We start from the raw sequence: 17,050 nt of genomic DNA, 5'->3' as shown, positions 1-17,050 counted from the left end.
CCGATTTTTAGCATACCCAATTGTGCGTACGGCTTATTTCGTTGTAGGACAGCATCGGGCGATAGCTTGCTTAAGCTTTCTTTTTGATGGGTGTTCTGAGCGTATTTGGTTGTATCCTCAGTCATGCTTTCTATTGGCAAACCTATGATTTCATGTCGTCTTAAGATGCATATGAACTGCGCTTGTATACTACAAATGTGACTCTCATCACCCCCATGACGGATTGAATCCGAACTGGGGGTTTTTTGCGCTTATAGCTGATGAATTAGGGATAAACTGAAATGTAGTGGAAAGGAGTGAAGGCATGTTTACCGGATTAGTTGAGGAAGTGGGTCGCATTCAAACTATTTCCAAAAGCGGTGAAGCGATGGTGCTGGGGATTTCGGGTTCCGTGGTGTTGGGCGATTTGAAGATAGGAGACAGTGTCTCGGTGAATGGCGTTTGCCTGACCGCGATACGGATTGGTTCGAAAGACTTTAAGGTTGATGTGATGCCGGAAACCTTTCGCAGCACTAATCTGAAAGAGTTGAGATCCGGCAGCCGAGTCAATCTGGAGCGAGCGATGACGGCGAGTGGAAGGTTCGGAGGACACATCGTGCAAGGACATGTGGACGGGACGGGAACGATTCGAGGGGTGACATCAGACCAGAATGCAGTTGTGTTCGAAGTTGAGCCTAAAAATCAAACATTATTTAAATATATTCTACTCAAAGGGTCAATCACAATTGATGGTATCAGCCTCACAGTCGCACAGCGTACGGGAGATACCTTTGCCGTATCTATTATTCCCCACACTTTATCCGAAACGGCCTTACAAGCCAAACGTGAGGGGGATACCGTCAATATCGAATGTGATATTTTGGGCAAATATGTAGAACAGCTTTTAAATTACAGAGGTGCAGCGGAGGCGGAGAGAGTAGAAGAAGCTCCTCTCAGTTTGGACTATTTGGCGAAACACGGCTTTGCCTGATATTGAATGGTAAGCCTGTTTAGGAGCATTCGTGGCACAAGACATAAGGAGGAAAGTGTTATGGATAGAGGTAGCCAAACAAGTGCAATGGCGAACGTCATAGAGCATGGCGAGTTGGAACATGACGAAGAGATTCGTTTGGATTCCATCGAAGAAGCGTTGGAGGATTTAAAAAACGGTAAAGTCGTTATTGTAGTGGATGATGAACAGCGCGAAAATGAAGGCGATTTTATCGCTTTGGCTGAAAAAGCGTCGCCTGAGGTCATTAATTTCATGATTACAGAAGGTCGCGGGTTGGTCTGTGTGCCAATCACACGACAAAGAGCTGAGGCTTTGGAATTGCATCCTATGGTAGAGCAAAATACAGATTTCCACGGTACTGCCTTTACGGTATCGGTAGATCATATGGAGACAACAACGGGTATTTCAGCGGCCGAGCGCTCCTTGACTGTACGCGCCTTGGCAGACGAAGCAGTCACAGGAAGTGATTTCCGCAAGCCTGGTCACATGTTCCCGCTGATTGCTCGCGATGGTGGTGTCTTGCAGCGTGCTGGTCACACTGAAGCGGCTGTTGATCTGGCCCGACTCAGTGGCTTCAAGCCTGCTGGGGTCATTTGCGAAATTATAAAGGAAGATGGCTCAATGGCCCGCCTGCCTGATCTGGCAGTGGTCGCCAAGCGACATCAATTGAAACTGATCAGTATTCAGCATTTGGTGGACTACCGTCGTCGTTTGTCATTGTAAAAATACATCTCGGTTCCAAGTAAATCTGAAGTATTATCCGAAGTCCCTAAATAATTAAACTATGAGAGGTTGATTAAACATGGCACGTTTTCTAGAAGGTAATCTCGTATCGAACGGTTTAAAATATGGTATTGTGGTGGGCAGATTTAATGAGTTTATTACGAGCAAGCTGTTAAGCGGCGCAATTGACGCCCTTCAACGACATGGTGCGCAGGAAGATGAAATTGATGTAGCCTGGGTTCCGGGTGCATTTGAAATTTCACTGATTGCACAAAAAATGGCTGCAAGCGGCAAATATGATGCCGTAATTACGCTGGGTACGGTCATCCGTGGTTCTACTTCACATTATGATATCGTCTGCAATGAAGTGGCCAAGGGTGTGGCAGCAAGCAGCCTGAAAACGGGAGTGCCTGTTATTTTTGGGGTAGTGACGACAGAAAACATTGAACAGGCTATTGAACGAGCAGGTACGAAGGCTGGTAATAAAGGTTGGGATTCTGCATTGGCTGCGATTGAAATGGCCAATCTCGGCAAGCAATTTTAATTATAGGAATAGCTGAATAGAACGGTATAAACTGCAAGGTGAAAAGGGATTGGATTGTTAAGCAAGGCGATGACGTATATACTACAGAAAGAGGGATTGATAACGTAGAGCATAAGTGCTATAGGGAAAGGTATTGTTGAATGATGATTGGAGTAAGGCAGGGGGAAGCACATTGACAGTCGTAAACTACAAGCTGGAAACATTCGAGGGTCCGCTGGATCTACTGTTGCATCTGATTGATAAAGCCGAGATCGACATTCAGGATATCCCGATTAGCGATATTACTGATCAGTATATGGCTTTTTTGCACAGTATGCAGGAGCTGGAACTGGACATTACGAGCGAGTTTCTAGTGATGGCGGCGACGCTCTTATCTATTAAGAGTAAATTGTTGCTTCCCAAGCCACCTGTGATGGAATATGACGATTTGGATTTTTATGAGGAAGAGGATTATGATCCACGTGAGGAACTGGTCCGCAAGCTGGTGGAGTATCGTAAATATAAAGGGATTGCTCGCCATCTAAGTGAACGTGAGTGGGAGCGGAGTCTAATTTATGGCAAGGAGCCAGAAGATCTAAGCGCATTCCTGCCCACTGAACCCGCAAATCCGGTGCATGGGCTGCATGCAAGCGATTTGGTCGCGGCCTTTCAGCGTGCTTTGCGCAAAGCAGAACGACGTACGACGGTAACCCGTGTTCATCGAGACGAAATTTCAGTTAAGGACCGTATCCGGCAAGTTATCGGGGCGTTAGAGATGCTGGGGAACGGAGGACGGCTACTGTTCTCCAAGCTGATGCATGAGGATATGTATCGGCATGAGGTGGTTGTGACCTTTTTGGCTATCCTTGAACTGATGAAAATGAAGCAAATTTTCTGTTATCAGGAGAAGCTTTTCGATGATATTGTAATGGAGTGGAGAGGGGATTTACGGGTTAATGGATTATCTGAAGCTGAAATCAATTATTGAGGGACTGCTGTTTCTCGCAGGAGAGGAAGGGTTGTCCACCAAGCAGATCGCCGACATTGTAGAGCAGCAGCAAGAGCTGGTTGAACAGTGCTTGGAAGATATGAAGCAGGACATGGAGCAGGGGGGAAGGGGCTTGCAACTTGTCCGTATTGCCGGTCATTATCAGCTTGCAACTTTATCCGAACATGCACCTTACTTTGAAAAGCTCGCATACTCTCCGGCACGTGCCTCACTGTCTCAAGCTGCTTTGGAGACGCTGGCCATTGTTGCCTACCGCCAGCCCATTACAAGAGTTGAAATCGAAGAGATTCGGGGTGTCAAATCCGAGCGGGCCATACATACACTGGTCAACAAGGAGCTCATTGAAGAGAAAGGTCGAGCTGAAGCCATCGGACGGCCAATATTGTACGGAACGACGAAATCATTTTTGGATTATTTCGGTCTGGGCTCTTTGGCAGATCTACCGCAACCGGAGTTGTTCGAGGATTCGGACAATTTGGAGGAAGAGACTCAATTATTGTTCGAGCGTCTGGAGAGCAGCCAGCCTGCGGCCAACGATCTAGATCTTGAATCCCAATAAAGTTGCTCCGGATCTTGCGGCTCACTTATGTAAAGCTCAAACAGACAGCCAGTCCTCACGTAGTTGGGGGCTGGCTGTTGGTATTTTAAGATGCATGATTTTCCGGCGAACGGTCATACTATTTTTGCCATGATATCTATAGCAAAAAGGTAGGGAGGACTCGCCAGTGTGGAAATGGATCAGTATCGCCATCATCGTCGTTATATTACTTGTGCTGGCTATTCTGCTCTCTCGTATTCGATTGAAGCTGGATATTGCCAAACATGACAATGATGATCGGGCGCATCTAGAGATCAGATTTCTATACGGGATGATTAAAATGAATTACGATATTCCGGCCATTCTCATAACAGGTTTAAAAAAAGGGCTTCTCTATCGGCTTGACCGCAATAAAAACATACATAAAACGGATGCTTCCGTGGATAGCGGAAATATTGATACAGAAAAAATAAAGCAATTTATACATGATATACGGGTTTTGCTCAAGGGAACGAAATCCTTACATCGATGGTTGCGACATACCTTGGCGCATGTGACGTTGTCCAAAATGGAATGGTCTACCAATATAAGTCTTGCTGATGCGGCTTATACAGCTACCTCAACCGGTATTTTATGGGGATTGAAAACGACCTTGATCGGTTTTGCTACCAGCTTTGTACGTGTGGACTGTATCCCGAAGCTGTTTGTCGTGCCCTATTGGGTGGATCGCTTACGTTTTACTACCACCTTGACCTGTGAAGCAAATATGTCGCTTGGTTATTTGATTTTCTCTATGCTTATGTTAGCTTACCGCATATGGCGCGTTCCGGGTGGACCGGAGGCGTGGAAACGGGTTTTTTCCAAAAAAACCGAGGATGTTCAAGCTAACAGTGAAAGATAAACTGTGGAGAGAGGTGAAACTCAATCCTTTCTGAACTATCGAATGACATACATATTTCCTTGAACCCCTGCGCACAATAGCGAAAGAAAAGGCAGTCTACGCTTGAGATAAGCAGAGGAGGAATAAATCATGTCAGATCACCCGATTCAAGGGCTCATGCAAACCGCAATGGAAAACATCAAAGCCATGGTAGATGTGAATACGATTGTAGGAGACGCAGTGGAAACACCCGATGGTTCCGTTATTTTGCCAATCAGTAAGGTAGGATTTGGTTTCGCTGCCGGAGGAAGTGATTTTAACGTAGACGAAGAGGCACTTCATACTTCCTCGGCGTCGGGTAATCATAGCGGGAAGGAAGGGCATCCTTTTGGAGGCGGTAGCGGTGGTGGTGTATCTATTCATCCCATTGCTTTTCTGGTTGTTGGCAAACAGGGGGCACAAATCGTTCCATTGGACAATCAAACGCATCTGATTGAGAAGCTCATTGACTCCACGCCATACCTGATTGATAAGGTTCAGTCTATCTTCCAGAACGCAGGCGGCAACTTGCAGACTCCACCCCCACAGGTACCTGTAGATGTTGCTACGGATCACAGTAATTCTGGCCCGGCTTACTTGTAAAAGTTATTGAAATTAAAAGCGTTCTCTCAGGAAGGTATCCCAAAGCCGAGTATAGGCTAAGGAATACCTTCTTTTCTGCTTGTACTTGGCCCTATCCCCGAATATACTGCCTTCCCCCAATGACAGCATGTATATGGTGACTGTATTCCTGTTGATACAAAGTATGCAGCGAGATTTCATTTTTTCGATTTCCTTCGGCAGCAAACTGGGATAGGTAGATGAAGTCCGGATAGATCACTTCATCCGTCAAATAAGCAGATACCGTGGCTTCCGGTCGACGATGTTGATTTAGGGAATCGATAATACCCTTCGCCGGCAAGATGCCAATCCCATGTCCATAAAACAAGTCTTCCTTCAGCTTAACGACATTTTCTCCTTTCCATTCCAATGTTTCAGACGACACATCCGGATTGTTGAAATACAGAATATCGCCGGGAGCCGCTTTATGACTTCCTTGCTGCTGTATGAGTCTGAGGTCGCTGTCATAGTGCCAGTCATACAGCAGCATATCTGCAAAAATCCGATTAAACTCACTTTCCAAAATGGAATCCAGCACTCCTTTGTACAGCACAATAACCATAGCTGTTGCACATTCAAAAGCGTATTGATGTCCGTTTAAAAAGATATCTCTGATCCCCTGTGCCGGTGTGACACCTGCTTTGATCTGAAAGCCACCTTTTTCCGTTAAATCCCAAAATTGCTGGTTGCAACGTGCGGTAGAAAATGTGGCAAAGGATACACCACTACGGTGTAATGCTTCTGCGGACTCTACAATCCGTGATCTTAAAATCATTTCAAACTGTAGTCGCTGCATGTTATAACCCCTCGATCCATATTTAACGTTTAGTAACTAATATATATGTATTCAGGGAGGGATGTTGCTTAGTTTGTGTAGAAAGAAAGCGAAAAAGGAGCAGCTAATGGCTGTCCTGTAAAGGAATTTTCTGTTATAAAGGTGGACATACTTTGAACAGCTTGGACATAGAATGGTACAAGACTTGCTCAAAACCGGAGGAATCCAAATGTTTAAAAAAAAGCAACACATCCACGCGGACCACAGCCATTTCTTGAATAAGGCACGCGCATTTGTTTTGCCGCTGGTACTTCTGCTTATTTCGTCATTGCCGCTTACGTTGCTAAGTCCGCAGCCCGTTCGGGGAGCGATAAAAACAGAAGCAGCACCGCCCGCATTAGGAACCCATGCACAGGCTGCTTCTTTAATTGATGTCACATCAGGAAGAATCATTTATTCTACCGAGGGTGACCGGGAGCTACGTATTGCCAGCCTGACCAAAATTATGACAGCGATCGTGGCCATTGAACATGGAAGCTTGCAGGACCGGGTAAAGGTGAGTCCAACGGCGTATGCAAAAGAAGGTTCCTCGCTTTTTCTGCAAATGGGTGAACAAATGTCGCTGGAAAATATGCTGTACGGCTTAATGCTCCGTTCTGGTAATGATGCCGCTTCTGCCATTGCTGAGCATGTGGGGGGGACAGAAGAGGGATTTGTCCATTTGATGAATGACAAGGCGGTTCAGCTTGGGCTAAGCCATACACATTTTGCTAATCCGCACGGGCTGGATGCCGAGGGACATTATTCCTCAGCCAATGATATGGCCCGGCTTACTGCTTATGCGCTGCATAATCCAACTTTTGCCCGTATCGTAAAAACAGAACTGAAAAAAGCACCGAATCCCAACGATTCTTGGGACTACTCATGGCACAACAAAAACAAAATGCTGCGGCTGTATGAGGGAGCTGACGGGGTGAAAACAGGCTTTACCAAAAAAGCATTTCGCTGTCTGGTCAGTTCAGCCACACGGGACGGTCGCCAGCTCGCTGCTGTTACCTTGAATGACGGGGACGATTGGAACGATCATGCCCATATGCTTGATTACGGATTTCGATATTATCCGCTCATTCCGATTACAGACAAGCAGCAACCTATCGATGGTTACCCACTATTAACAGGTACAAGCTTTGCATATCCTTTACATGATAGTGAGAAGACCCAGTTGCACAAAAGACTAGTGTTGTATAAAAATTCCGCCTCTGTAGACAGAGCGGACATATCTTTTGGCTTACGAGGACGGGTCGAATTCCTATTGGATGGTGAACTTATTGGTTCCGTTCCTGTGTATGAAAAAGGGAGTAAGCTGCCAGCTCAAAGTACCGTACGGCCACAGCAGGAGGCTCCAACTGCACAAGATCCTGCGAACAATACTCAGCAACGAGGTTGGACGAGCAGATGGAACGAAATTCTTAAAAATTTGTTTGGAGCCTAGGGCAAGCAGGAAATAGAGCTGCACGTGTCACATCATTGGGTAAAGGAGGAATCAGCCATGATTCATCTCATATGGGTGGCTTTGATTTGTATTGGATTTGTATTTGCTGCCGCGCAGGGAAATATTGAGGTGGTGACGAAAGCGGCTTTTGACGGGGCAACTACGGGGGTTACAGTGTGCTTTGGACTGATAAGTGTGCTGGTGTTTTGGATGGGCATGATGAGGCTGGCTGAAGATGGCGGGCTCTTACAGAAAATATCCAAGCTGCTTTCTCCTTTGGTTGCCTTTCTCTTCCCTGATGTTCCGCGTAATCATCCCGCTATGGGTTACATTTTGTCCAATATGAGCGCCAATCTGCTGGGTCTGGGGAATGCAGCCACACCGATGGGAATCAAGGCGATGCAAGAGTTGCAGACGCTCAATCCAGATAAGCAAACCGCCACACCAGCCATGTGTACGCTGCTCGCCCTGAATACAGCCAGTATTACGCTTATTCCTACGACGTTGATCGCGATACGGCTTAATTTTCATTCCGCACATCCGGCAGAAATCGTCGGTACAACACTGGTAGCGACCGCAATAGCCACCTTTGCCGCAATTGCGGCGGACCGTTGGTACCGTAGTCGAGAATTGCGCCGACGTCCTCCAGCGATTCCGCCGTCCCAGACATCCTTGGCGCCACTCACCTCACAAGCATCAACATCTGCTGCCTCTTCAACAACGTCGTCCATATCTTCACCTGCCGTTCCGCGAACGGGAATCACGGCTGCCAAGGGCAGGGACACCACTTGGAAAGGATGAGGGAGGCATGCTTTATTTTATTAACCTCGTATCAACTTGGGCTATCCCGGTTATTCTCGCTTTTATTCCTTTATATGCATATGCCAAAAAGGTGCCTGTCTACGATTCTTTTGTGGATGGAGCTAAAGACGGCTTTTCTACCGCCATCAGCATTATTCCTCATCTCGTAGGCATGATGGTGGCGATTAGCATTTTTCGAGCATCCGGCGCCCTGGACTATTTGATCTCCTGGGTAACGCCATGGATTAAACACTGGGGTGTACCGGGCGAGGTATTGCCTTTAGGCTTGCTTCGTCCATTAACGGGCACTGGTTCACTTGCGTTCACGACGGATCTAATTCGCACCTATGGCCCGGATTCCATGATCGGTCGGATCGCTTCAACGATTCAGGGCAGCACAGACACGACGCTGTATGTGCTAACTGTATATTTTGGTGCCGTAGGTATCCGCAATGGACGGTATGCTTTGAAGGTAGGACTATTTTCAGATGTGGTTGGTTTTGTGGCAGCTATTGCGATTTGCCTGCTTATATTTTAATTTCTGTATCGTTTTTTGAACGGGGGTTGTGATTTTGCTCATGGATGGGTATCATTAGCATGAGGTGAATTAGCGAACATGGAAAGATTGCAGAAAATATTGGCCCAAGCTGGTGTAGCTTCCAGACGTAAATGTGAGGAGCTTATTCAGGCGGGCAGCGTGGAAGTGAACGGGGTTGTCGTAACTGAACTGGGAACGAAGGCAGACCCTGATCAAGATATGATTACGGTAAAGGGACGCCCGATCAAAACCGAGAAAAAAATCTATCTGATGATGAACAAACCTAAAGGAGTTATTACGAGTGCTTCCGATCCGGAAGGCCGTAAAATTGTGTCAGACTATCTGAAAGGCGTTAAGGAACGCGTATATCCGGTAGGACGTCTCGATTACGACACCGAAGGACTGCTGTTGCTTACCAATGATGGCGAGTTCGCCAATCTGCTCACTCATCCCAAGCATCATGTGCCCAAGACATATGTGGCAACAGTCAAAGGCGTTCCGCATGGTACTGAGCTGGACAAGCTGAAAAAAGGAATCGTGCTGGAAGATGGCATTACTGCACCAGCCGAGGTAGAATATAAAGATGTAGATCCGAATGGTAAGGAGTCTGTGATCCAGATTACCATTTATGAAGGCAGAAATCGCCAGGTAAGACGGATGTTTGAGGCCATTTCACACCCAGTCATCAGACTCAAGCGGATTGCCTTCGGAGATCTTTTGCTACAAAACTTGAAGCGCGGTCTGACCAGACCCCTAACTAAGGACGAAATCAACCGTCTCATTCAACTTGCCAAATCAGACAACACGAAAAAGAAACGGACAGGACGGGGGTCATAACCCCGGCCTTTTTGGTGTAAAGAGACTGTTGGATGAGAGTAAAGTTTGACCAAGCACAGGAAAATAGTAAAATAGAGAGAATGCTTTTTTTAGCGAAGGGGCTGGGAATATGTCAGAACAAAGCAACCGCATATTAATTGTAGACGATGAAGAACGCATTCGCCGCCTTCTGCGGATGTATCTGGAAAAAGAAGGATATGTAATTGACGAAGCTGAGGATGGTGAGATTGCCCTCCAAAAAGCGACTGCAAGCGATTACAGCATTATTTTGCTCGATGTAATGCTTCCGGGGATGGATGGAATTGAGGTATGTACACGGCTGCGTCAGACCAAAGCTACACCTGTGATTATGCTGACTGCCAAAGGCGAGGAAGTGAACCGTGTACAAGGCTTTGAAGTCGGAGCCGATGATTATGTGGTTAAGCCCTTTAGCCCGCGAGAAGTCATTTACCGGGTGAAGGCGATTTTACGCCGTTCGTCGGAAACTGCCTTTTTAACGAAAGAGGCGGTACCAAGCAATAGTATTGTTTTTCCGAATCTTATCATTGAGCATGATGCGCACCGGGTAACTGCGGGTGGAATTGAAATCAGTCTCACGCCTAAAGAGTACGAGCTGTTGCATTATTTGGCGGTGTCACCAGATAAAGTCTTCTCGCGCGAAGAACTGCTGAAAGACGTTTGGAATTACGAATTTTTTGGTGATCTGCGCACTGTGGATACGCATGTGAAACGGCTTCGTGAAAAGCTGAATAAGGTATCGCCAGAGGCAGCGGCTATGATTACGACCGTGTGGGGCGTAGGTTATAAGCTGGAGGTTCCAAAATAACGTGAACTTCTGGAGATCGCTGGTAGGCAAGCTGTGGATCACCATCATTTGTCTTGTAGGCTCTGTGCTTATTTTTCTAGGGCTTTTTTTATTGCCGTACATCAACAGAAATTTTGCGGCGTATGAATCGACGGAAATCAAGCATTTGTTCACCTATACATGCATTGTCGGATTTTTATTGACGACCTTTTTTGCCCTATTCCTTTTTACTAAAATCACACAGCCTATGCAGCTGTTGATTCAGGCGGCGAATGCGATTCGTGAGGGAAGGTATGATACTCGGCTTTCGCTGGTGACCAGTGATGAAATTGGAGAACTGGCGAAAACTTTTAATCATATGTCTACGGAACTGGAAGCAATGATCCGCAGTCTGAATGAGGAAAAAAACCATTTATCCAGTGTACTGCGAAGCATGTCTGATGCAGTAATCACCTTCGACAGAAGCGGACAAATCATCTTGACGAATCCGCCGGCACAAAGTCTGTTGGATATCTGGAAAAAGCTGGAGTGGCAGGAGCGTGATCTGGAGGAGTTTGGAGCTTCTGTACCTGAGCCTTTGCAGTCTCTGTTCCATACCGTTATGGACAGGGGAGAGGATGTCGGAGACTATATCCATGTCAAGAAGGGCTCCTGGTCGGTGCAGATGGCGCCTCTGTATACGGATAATGCAATCCGCGGTGCAGTAGCTGTGCTTAGAGATATTACGGAAGAAGTGAAGCTTGAGAAGATGCGGAGTGATTTTGTGGCCAACGTCTCTCATGAAATCCGTACACCTTTATCTATGATGCAGGGCTACAGCGAGGCGTTGCTGGATGGTATGGCGGGTTCACCTGAAGAATCCGAGGAGCTGGTACAGGTCATCCATGATGAATCATTACGCATGGGAAGATTAGTCAAAGATCTGCTTGATCTGGCCCGAATGGAGGCTGGTCATACAGACATGCACCGACAGGAAGTGGATGTGAATGAGCTGATCGAGCGTGTTCATCGTAAATTTACGGTACGTTCGAAGGAACAGGGACTGACACTCGATTACCATGAGCAAGGCCAACGTTTGCTGCTGCCTGAGGCAGATGAAGACCGACTGGAGCAGGTATTGACCAATTTGCTGGATAATGCATTCAGACATACACCCGGCGGGAAAAAGGTTACTATTGCGGCGGATCGAATTTTGGGAGAACGGCATGAGTTAATCCGTATTCGGATTAAGGATGAAGGTGTAGGCATTGCCAGCGAGGATCTACCTTATATTTTCGACCGCTTCTACAAGGCAGATAAGGCCAGAGTACGTGGTGAGGATAAAGGGACTGGTTTGGGGCTTGCTATTGTCAAGAATATTGTAGAGGCTCACGGAGGCTCTGTCTCTGCTGCCAGCGCATTGGGGGAAGGGACGAAATTTACTATTTTGCTGCCGATCTCCAACAAAACAAAGCTGGGTCTGTAACAGGCTTATAAGCCCCAACTGATATACCCCGGTTTGCAGGCATCCTCGGAAGAGGGTGCTTTTTGTTGAAAAATCAACATTTATCTTGTTCAACGTGGAACATCCTGTTTCAAGATAATTGCTCTCATGATAGATAACGGTATAAGAAAAAGACGCCTGGGTAGCCAGGCGCCTCTCTTTATTATAAACCTTGGACTTCTCAATACTGTCTGGAACTAATCTAGCACTACTTCTTGGGCAGTATTTAGTTCTGGCAAACCAACGAGTTGAACCAGCACATCTTTAGGCACGGCTTTATCGACGGTCAAGATCATGATGGCTTCTCCGCCGACAATTTTACGCCCTACTTGCATGGAAGCGATATTGACGCCGTTCTCCCCAAGCAAGGTGCCGACACGACCGATAATGCCTGGTTTATCATTGTGGGAGATGAGCAGGAAATGAGCTTCCGGTGCCACATCTACTGGGAACTGGTTCAACCGAACAATACGTTCGCCATAGCCTGCCAGCAGGGTGCCAGATACACGTTGCTCTTCGCCGCTCTGGGTTTTGAGTGTAACGGTAATCAGGTTGGTAAATCCCTTGGTAGCGGGCGCCTGAGACATGACAAGATGGATGTCACGTGTTTTGGCCAAATGTACAGAGTTTACAATGTTCACATCGCTGCCCAGATGACGGCTAAGTACACCTTTCAAAATATAACGTGTCAGCGGCTGTGTATCCACAGAGGACAAATCACCAGCGTAATCTACCTGAATTTCACGTACAGCCTGATTCGTGATCTGAGCGGCAAAGCTACCCAGCTTCTCTCCAAGCGAGAAATATGGCTGCAATTGCGTCATGACGTTGGATGGTACTGGAGGCATGTTGACCGCATTTTTAAAAGGCTCATCACGCAAAATATGCAGCACTTGCTCGGACACATCGATAGCTACATTCTCCTGAGCTTCGACAGTTGAGGCACCCAGATGTGGTGTGACGATAATTTTCGGATGACTCAGGAATGGGTGATCCTGTGCTGGCGGCTCTGATTCGAATACGTCAAAGGCTGCACCGGCAACGATACCTTCATCAATGGCTTCAACAAGAGCCATTTCATCGATAACTCCGCCCCGGGCACAGTTGATGATGCGCATTCCTTTTTTCATCACTTCAAACTGTGGACGAGCAATCATATGTTTCGTTTCCGGTGTTAATGGTGTGTGTACGGTCATAAAATCTGCGTTGCGGATAATTTCGTCCACGCTCGCCAGCTTAATGCCCAGCTTCTCAGCGCGTTCTTCCGTTAGAAATGGATCATAGCCGAGGATACTCATGCCAAATGCTTTGGCACGTTTAGCCACCTCACTGCCGATACGTCCCATGCCGAGGACTCCAAGTGTTTTGTTACGCAGTTCGACACCGAGGAATGTTTTACGATCCCATGTACCGCCAATGGTTTTGGCATACGCCTGTGGAATATGACGTGCTAGAGCCATCATCATCGCAAAAGTGTGCTCACATGTCGTAATCGTGTTGCCGTCAGGAGCGTTAATAACGATAATCCCGCGCTGTGTTGCTGCTTCAAGGTCGATATTGTCCACTCCGACCCCAGCTCGCCCTACAACCTTGAGGTTCTTACCTGCCGTCATGATTCGTTCGGTTACCCGAGTTTGGCTTCGAACGAGTAACGCGTCATAGTCACCAATAATTTGAACCAATTCATCCTCGCTGAGACCTGTGTTCTTGTCCACTGTGACATCGTCTGCATCCATCAGTTGCTGGATGCCCAGGTCACTGATCGGATCGGATACTAACACTTTAAACATTTGGTTTCCTCCTCAAAGTTAACTTCTTTTATGGACAGGATGTACTTCAAACTGAAATACATTCCATAAAGAACATGAAAAAACTTGAAATGCTTCTAAAAGTACAGGAGAGCGGTGTGAAATACTAGTGTGATAACGCATTGACGCAGAAAAGGGATGGAATAGCATTATGCACCAAACTAACGACCAAAAGTCTTATGCGGAGACACTTTGCGGTTTTCGGGCATCAAAAAAACTCCCGAATCACATACTATCTCCATAGTAAGGGACGAGAGTTATCGTGGTACCACCCTAATTCGCAGCCATTTCGCAATGGACTGCCTTCAGCGGTCATAAAATGACCGAAAGGATAACGGTTTTCTGCCGATTGCATCTAATGCCGGGAAATATTCCCCAGACCTCGGTGCAATAACTCAGGAGCGCTGAAAGTAGTTACTTCGTCACCGGCTTCCACCCAAGCACCGGTTCTCTGAGGACGAAATCAATACCTTTTCTCCATCATTGTTGTTGTCGCTAATAATTTTTTCATAATGTATCATGGCTTACATGGGCATGTCAATAGGACATGCGACATGTGTGGATAGCCGGCTAGATATATAGCTACAGAATGCGGAAAATTAAGATTTAAGTCTTCTTGAATCCGTCCGACTTTTTGGCTATGATGCTAAAGAAGACTATGCAGAGGACTAACTAACTATGAAAAAGCTTAAAGTGAAATGGAAAAGAGCGCAAATTCATGAATTGAATGACCGCTTGCTGCTTTACAATTTGTATCTAACTCAGGGTCTGACCCTGCTGATTGGCGCAATCTGGATTATTTTTCAGAAAAGAAATGTGTTAGAACTATTTGCATTGCCGAACACTCTGCACGTCTTATGGTGGGGATTGGGCTTGGCCGCCGCTATGTTACTTGTGGATCTGTTGCTATCCCGGATTATGCCTGAGGATGCTATGGATGACGGTGGTATTAACCAAATGCTGTTTCAAAATCGTCCGGTTTGGCATATTATTTGTATAGCAGCTATCGTCTCCATCTGTGAGGAACTCTTGTTCAGAGGTGCGATTCAGTACAGCTTTGGTCCTTATTGGACAAGCATTTTGTTTGCGGTGATTCATATCCGATATTTACGGCATTGGATTCCCACTGGCTGGGTTTTTCTTAGCAGTTATGGATTGGGCTACATATATGTGCAGACCGGTAGTCTGTGGGCACCGATCATTTGTCATTTTGTGATTGACCTTATATCTGGTTTAGCGTTACGTTTTCGGAGGTATGAAGAATGAATCAGGAACTTAGCAGAGTGCAGACCTATGGTAGCCGTCGAAATGGTCGCAAAGGCAAGGAGGAGGACAGGTCAAAATCTAAACCAGTTCGCTCCCGTGCTTCACGGCCCGTGCCAGAATTGGCTCACGTTGCCGCTGCACCAGAAGTTGCTGTGACGATGGAGAATGACACTCCTGCCAGTGAGTATCGAACGCGGGCGGAAATGTTTCCTTCCCGCCGTATTCGGGTAAGTAAGTGGTTTTTAAATTTTTTGAGCACTCTTTTTGTGCTGATTACTGCAGCGTTACTGTGGTGGGGCATCAAGGGTGCACCACCCATCAGTGAAATGCTTTGGTAATATAAAGTTATTATGGACGTCTGTGCTTAGGTCAAGGCGCGTAATGATACGGTAAAGGCCTCCATCTCCGCATGAATAGCGGAGAATGGAGGCCTTTATTGCATCATCTATAGTTAATCCGGAGTATACGCAAGTGTCTATTAGCTGGCAGGAACCTCAATGCCTTGCGGATCGACAAATTGGTAACCCTTTTGCTCAAGACGCGTCAATATACTGTCCAGCGCCTCAGCTGTCCATGGCAGTTCATGCATCAAAATATTGCTGCCTGGATGAAGTTGTTCTGTTACGTTTTTGAGGAGTGCCTCCGTTTTATTAGGCTGATTCTTTTTCATTGTCCAGTCCAGAGAACCGACGGACCATGTCATGTATAGGAGACCGTTTTCCTTAGCGACCTTGCGACCTACGTCTCCGCCTGCACCATGAGGGGGACGGAAGAATACTGGGGCTTGTCCTGTAATGTCCTTAACAGCTTTTTGTACTGTTTCAATCTGTTTTTTGACCTCGGGCTCAGATTTATTCTTCAGCACGATGTGATCCCAGCTATGGTTGCCGATGGGCTGCCCACGGTCATGGATAAGCTTGAGCAACTCAGGATGCTCTTTTACACGGTAACCGTTTACGAAGAAAATTGCTTTCGCTTTGTGTTTGTCCAGTACATCTATGATTTTGTTAATCATGGCTGCTTCCTTAGGACCATCATCAAAGGTCAGTAACACGACTTTTTTTTCGGTACCTTGTTGGTTAGGGATTACATTGTAGGCTTTATCCAAGTGATACATTTTGTTATTGGTAGTTGCAGATGTTGCAGATGTCGCAGCTCCTGTTTCGTTGCTTTCGCTGGTTTTATCATTTTGTGCATTGGTTTTACCCGCTGAGTTATGATCATCACTGCCTGCTTGCTTACTGCTGCTTTTTGGGGAAGAGACGTTGCTCTGATCTTTAGCGCTGTTACTTGAGTCAGACGCTGCCGAATCCTGCTGGTTGCTTGTTGCCGCAGATTCCGGCTTGGTTGCAGTGCAAGCACTAAGCAGCAGACATGCGGTGAACAAAATGGCTGCTGTTTTTGTACCCATTATTTCATCTCACCTTCCTGTATTTTATACCGTATGAGTTTGTCACTACTGACGAACACTATGCTTGATTCTACCACAAAGGGAGGTTCTAATTGTGAAAACATCTTCATTTTTCCTGGGAATCGTCTTGGGCGCTGTCGCAAGCTCTTTGATCTCCCGCAACCGCAACATGTTGGGCTTATCTATGGACATGGGTGGAAAAAAAGGCGGCAATTTAGTGCAGAAAGCCCGTACTAAAATGATGGACGCGGCATTCCCCGGAATGGGCGAGATAACGCTCAATAAAGAAGACACCCATAAGGATCAAGACCATCATTTACAAACAGATAAAACCGCTCATAACGCCCATACTGCCAAGAACAAAGAAGAGAATATGAAGTTGATTAAAGACTTCATCAGCACAAGTCCCGATGTTAAACGTGAGGTCGAGCAAATTTTGAAAGAAACTCATACAGCCGTACCGGGATTGTAACCCAGAAACCTTTATTCCGAATCATTTTGCGGCTTTTT

Annotated in this window: 19 protein-coding genes and 1 other annotated feature; of the genes, 16 read left to right on the top strand and 3 right to left on the bottom strand. The window is 46.5% G+C overall.

Annotated elements, in window-relative coordinates; genetic code table 11:
* Positions 1-304: 304 nt before the first annotated feature.
* From ribE to ytfJ, 7 genes are all read left to right on the top strand, one after another.
* The gene (gene ribE, locus ACUUJN_RS16105; protein WP_053325682.1) at positions 305-970 is read left to right on the top strand and encodes a riboflavin synthase; all 666 of its coding nucleotides are present in this window, start codon (positions 305-307) and stop codon (positions 968-970) included.
* A 60-nt stretch (positions 971-1,030) separates the two neighbouring features.
* Positions 1,031-1,714: a 3,4-dihydroxy-2-butanone-4-phosphate synthase gene (gene ribB, locus ACUUJN_RS16100; RefSeq protein WP_029517303.1), complete on the top strand. Its 684-nt coding sequence runs from the start codon at positions 1,031-1,033 to the stop codon at positions 1,712-1,714.
* A gap of 79 nt (positions 1,715-1,793) precedes the next feature.
* Complete coding sequence (gene ribH, locus ACUUJN_RS16095) at positions 1,794-2,258, top strand: 6,7-dimethyl-8-ribityllumazine synthase (RefSeq protein ID WP_023989205.1); 465 nt, start codon at positions 1,794-1,796, stop codon at positions 2,256-2,258.
* A 172-nt stretch (positions 2,259-2,430) separates the two neighbouring features.
* On the top strand, positions 2,431-3,225 hold the full coding sequence (locus ACUUJN_RS16090; RefSeq protein WP_034095057.1) for a segregation and condensation protein A: 795 nt from the start codon (positions 2,431-2,433) through the stop codon (positions 3,223-3,225).
* On the top strand, positions 3,194-3,805 hold the full coding sequence (scpB, locus tag ACUUJN_RS16085; RefSeq protein ID WP_013310766.1) for an SMC-Scp complex subunit ScpB: 612 nt from the start codon (positions 3,194-3,196) through the stop codon (positions 3,803-3,805). The genes ACUUJN_RS16090 and scpB overlap by 32 nt, the downstream gene beginning before the upstream one ends.
* A gap of 166 nt (positions 3,806-3,971) precedes the next feature.
* A complete protein-coding gene (locus tag ACUUJN_RS16080) occupies positions 3,972-4,685 on the top strand; it encodes a DUF2953 domain-containing protein (protein ID WP_071558547.1) in 714 nt (237 codons plus the stop codon).
* Between the two features lie 129 nt (positions 4,686-4,814).
* The gene (gene ytfJ, locus ACUUJN_RS16075; protein ID WP_023989202.1) at positions 4,815-5,306 is read left to right on the top strand and encodes a GerW family sporulation protein; all 492 of its coding nucleotides are present in this window, start codon (positions 4,815-4,817) and stop codon (positions 5,304-5,306) included.
* 91 nt (positions 5,307-5,397) lie between these two features.
* Here the strand turns inward: ytfJ and ACUUJN_RS16070 are convergent, their stop codons facing one another.
* On the bottom strand, positions 5,398-6,120 hold the full coding sequence (locus ACUUJN_RS16070; protein ID WP_053325680.1) for a protein-glutamine gamma-glutamyltransferase: 723 nt from the start codon (positions 6,118-6,120) through the stop codon (positions 5,398-5,400).
* Positions 6,121-6,328: 208 nt separating this feature from the next.
* On the opposite strand from ACUUJN_RS16070, the gene ACUUJN_RS16065 reads away from it, so the two are divergent.
* The 6 genes from ACUUJN_RS16065 to ACUUJN_RS16040 all read left to right on the top strand — a co-directional run bounded on the left by ACUUJN_RS16065 (position 6,329) and on the right by ACUUJN_RS16040 (position 12,037).
* Entirely contained in the window at positions 6,329-7,591 is a 1,263-nt protein-coding gene (locus tag ACUUJN_RS16065; RefSeq protein WP_076295281.1) for a D-alanyl-D-alanine carboxypeptidase family protein, read from the top strand.
* A 57-nt stretch (positions 7,592-7,648) separates the two neighbouring features.
* Positions 7,649-8,392: a nucleoside recognition domain-containing protein gene (locus ACUUJN_RS16060; RefSeq protein ID WP_279832695.1), complete on the top strand. Its 744-nt coding sequence runs from the start codon at positions 7,649-7,651 to the stop codon at positions 8,390-8,392.
* 7 nt (positions 8,393-8,399) lie between these two features.
* Positions 8,400-8,930, top strand: coding sequence for a spore maturation protein (locus ACUUJN_RS16055; protein ID WP_023989198.1), 531 nt, complete (start codon positions 8,400-8,402; stop codon positions 8,928-8,930).
* A 78-nt stretch (positions 8,931-9,008) separates the two neighbouring features.
* On the top strand, positions 9,009-9,767 hold the full coding sequence (locus ACUUJN_RS16050; protein ID WP_023989197.1) for a pseudouridine synthase: 759 nt from the start codon (positions 9,009-9,011) through the stop codon (positions 9,765-9,767).
* 109 nt (positions 9,768-9,876) lie between these two features.
* Entirely contained in the window at positions 9,877-10,593 is a 717-nt protein-coding gene (locus ACUUJN_RS16045; protein ID WP_013310758.1) for a response regulator transcription factor, read from the top strand.
* A gap of 1 nt (position 10,594) precedes the next feature.
* The gene (locus ACUUJN_RS16040) at positions 10,595-12,037 is read left to right on the top strand and encodes an ATP-binding protein (protein WP_484668703.1); all 1,443 of its coding nucleotides are present in this window, start codon (positions 10,595-10,597) and stop codon (positions 12,035-12,037) included.
* A gap of 215 nt (positions 12,038-12,252) precedes the next feature.
* Here ACUUJN_RS16040 and serA read toward each other — a convergent pair whose 3' ends face one another.
* Positions 12,253-13,845 carry a phosphoglycerate dehydrogenase gene (gene serA / locus ACUUJN_RS16035; RefSeq protein ID WP_053325678.1) on the bottom strand — a complete coding sequence of 531 codons (1,593 nt, stop codon included), beginning with the start codon at positions 13,843-13,845 and terminating at the stop codon, positions 12,253-12,255.
* A 261-nt stretch (positions 13,846-14,106) separates the two neighbouring features.
* Positions 14,107-14,356 (bottom strand) — a binding site (T-box leader).
* 185 nt (positions 14,357-14,541) lie between these two features.
* On the opposite strand from serA, the gene ACUUJN_RS16030 reads away from it, so the two are divergent.
* A complete protein-coding gene (locus ACUUJN_RS16030) occupies positions 14,542-15,129 on the top strand; it encodes a type II CAAX endopeptidase family protein (RefSeq protein ID WP_025723057.1) in 588 nt (195 codons plus the stop codon).
* Positions 15,126-15,467, top strand: a complete 342-nt coding sequence (locus tag ACUUJN_RS16025) for a hypothetical protein (RefSeq protein ID WP_023989193.1) — start codon at positions 15,126-15,128, stop codon at positions 15,465-15,467. Before ACUUJN_RS16030 ends, ACUUJN_RS16025 begins: the two co-directional genes overlap by 4 nt.
* A 140-nt stretch (positions 15,468-15,607) precedes the next feature.
* On the opposite strand, the gene ACUUJN_RS16020 is transcribed toward ACUUJN_RS16025, so the two are convergent.
* Positions 15,608-16,540, bottom strand: coding sequence for a polysaccharide deacetylase family protein (locus ACUUJN_RS16020; RefSeq protein ID WP_053325677.1), 933 nt, complete (start codon positions 16,538-16,540; stop codon positions 15,608-15,610).
* Between the two features lie 94 nt (positions 16,541-16,634).
* Here ACUUJN_RS16020 and ACUUJN_RS16015 point away from each other — a divergent pair, with 94 nt between their 5' ends.
* Positions 16,635-17,012 carry a hypothetical protein gene (locus ACUUJN_RS16015; RefSeq protein WP_023989191.1) on the top strand — a complete coding sequence of 126 codons (378 nt, stop codon included), beginning with the start codon at positions 16,635-16,637 and terminating at the stop codon, positions 17,010-17,012.
* The last annotated feature ends 38 nt before the right edge of the window (positions 17,013-17,050 follow it).

Source organism: Paenibacillus sp. LRG-1, assembly GCF_057220305.1.
This window is presented reverse-complemented; position numbering and strand designations above follow the sequence as displayed.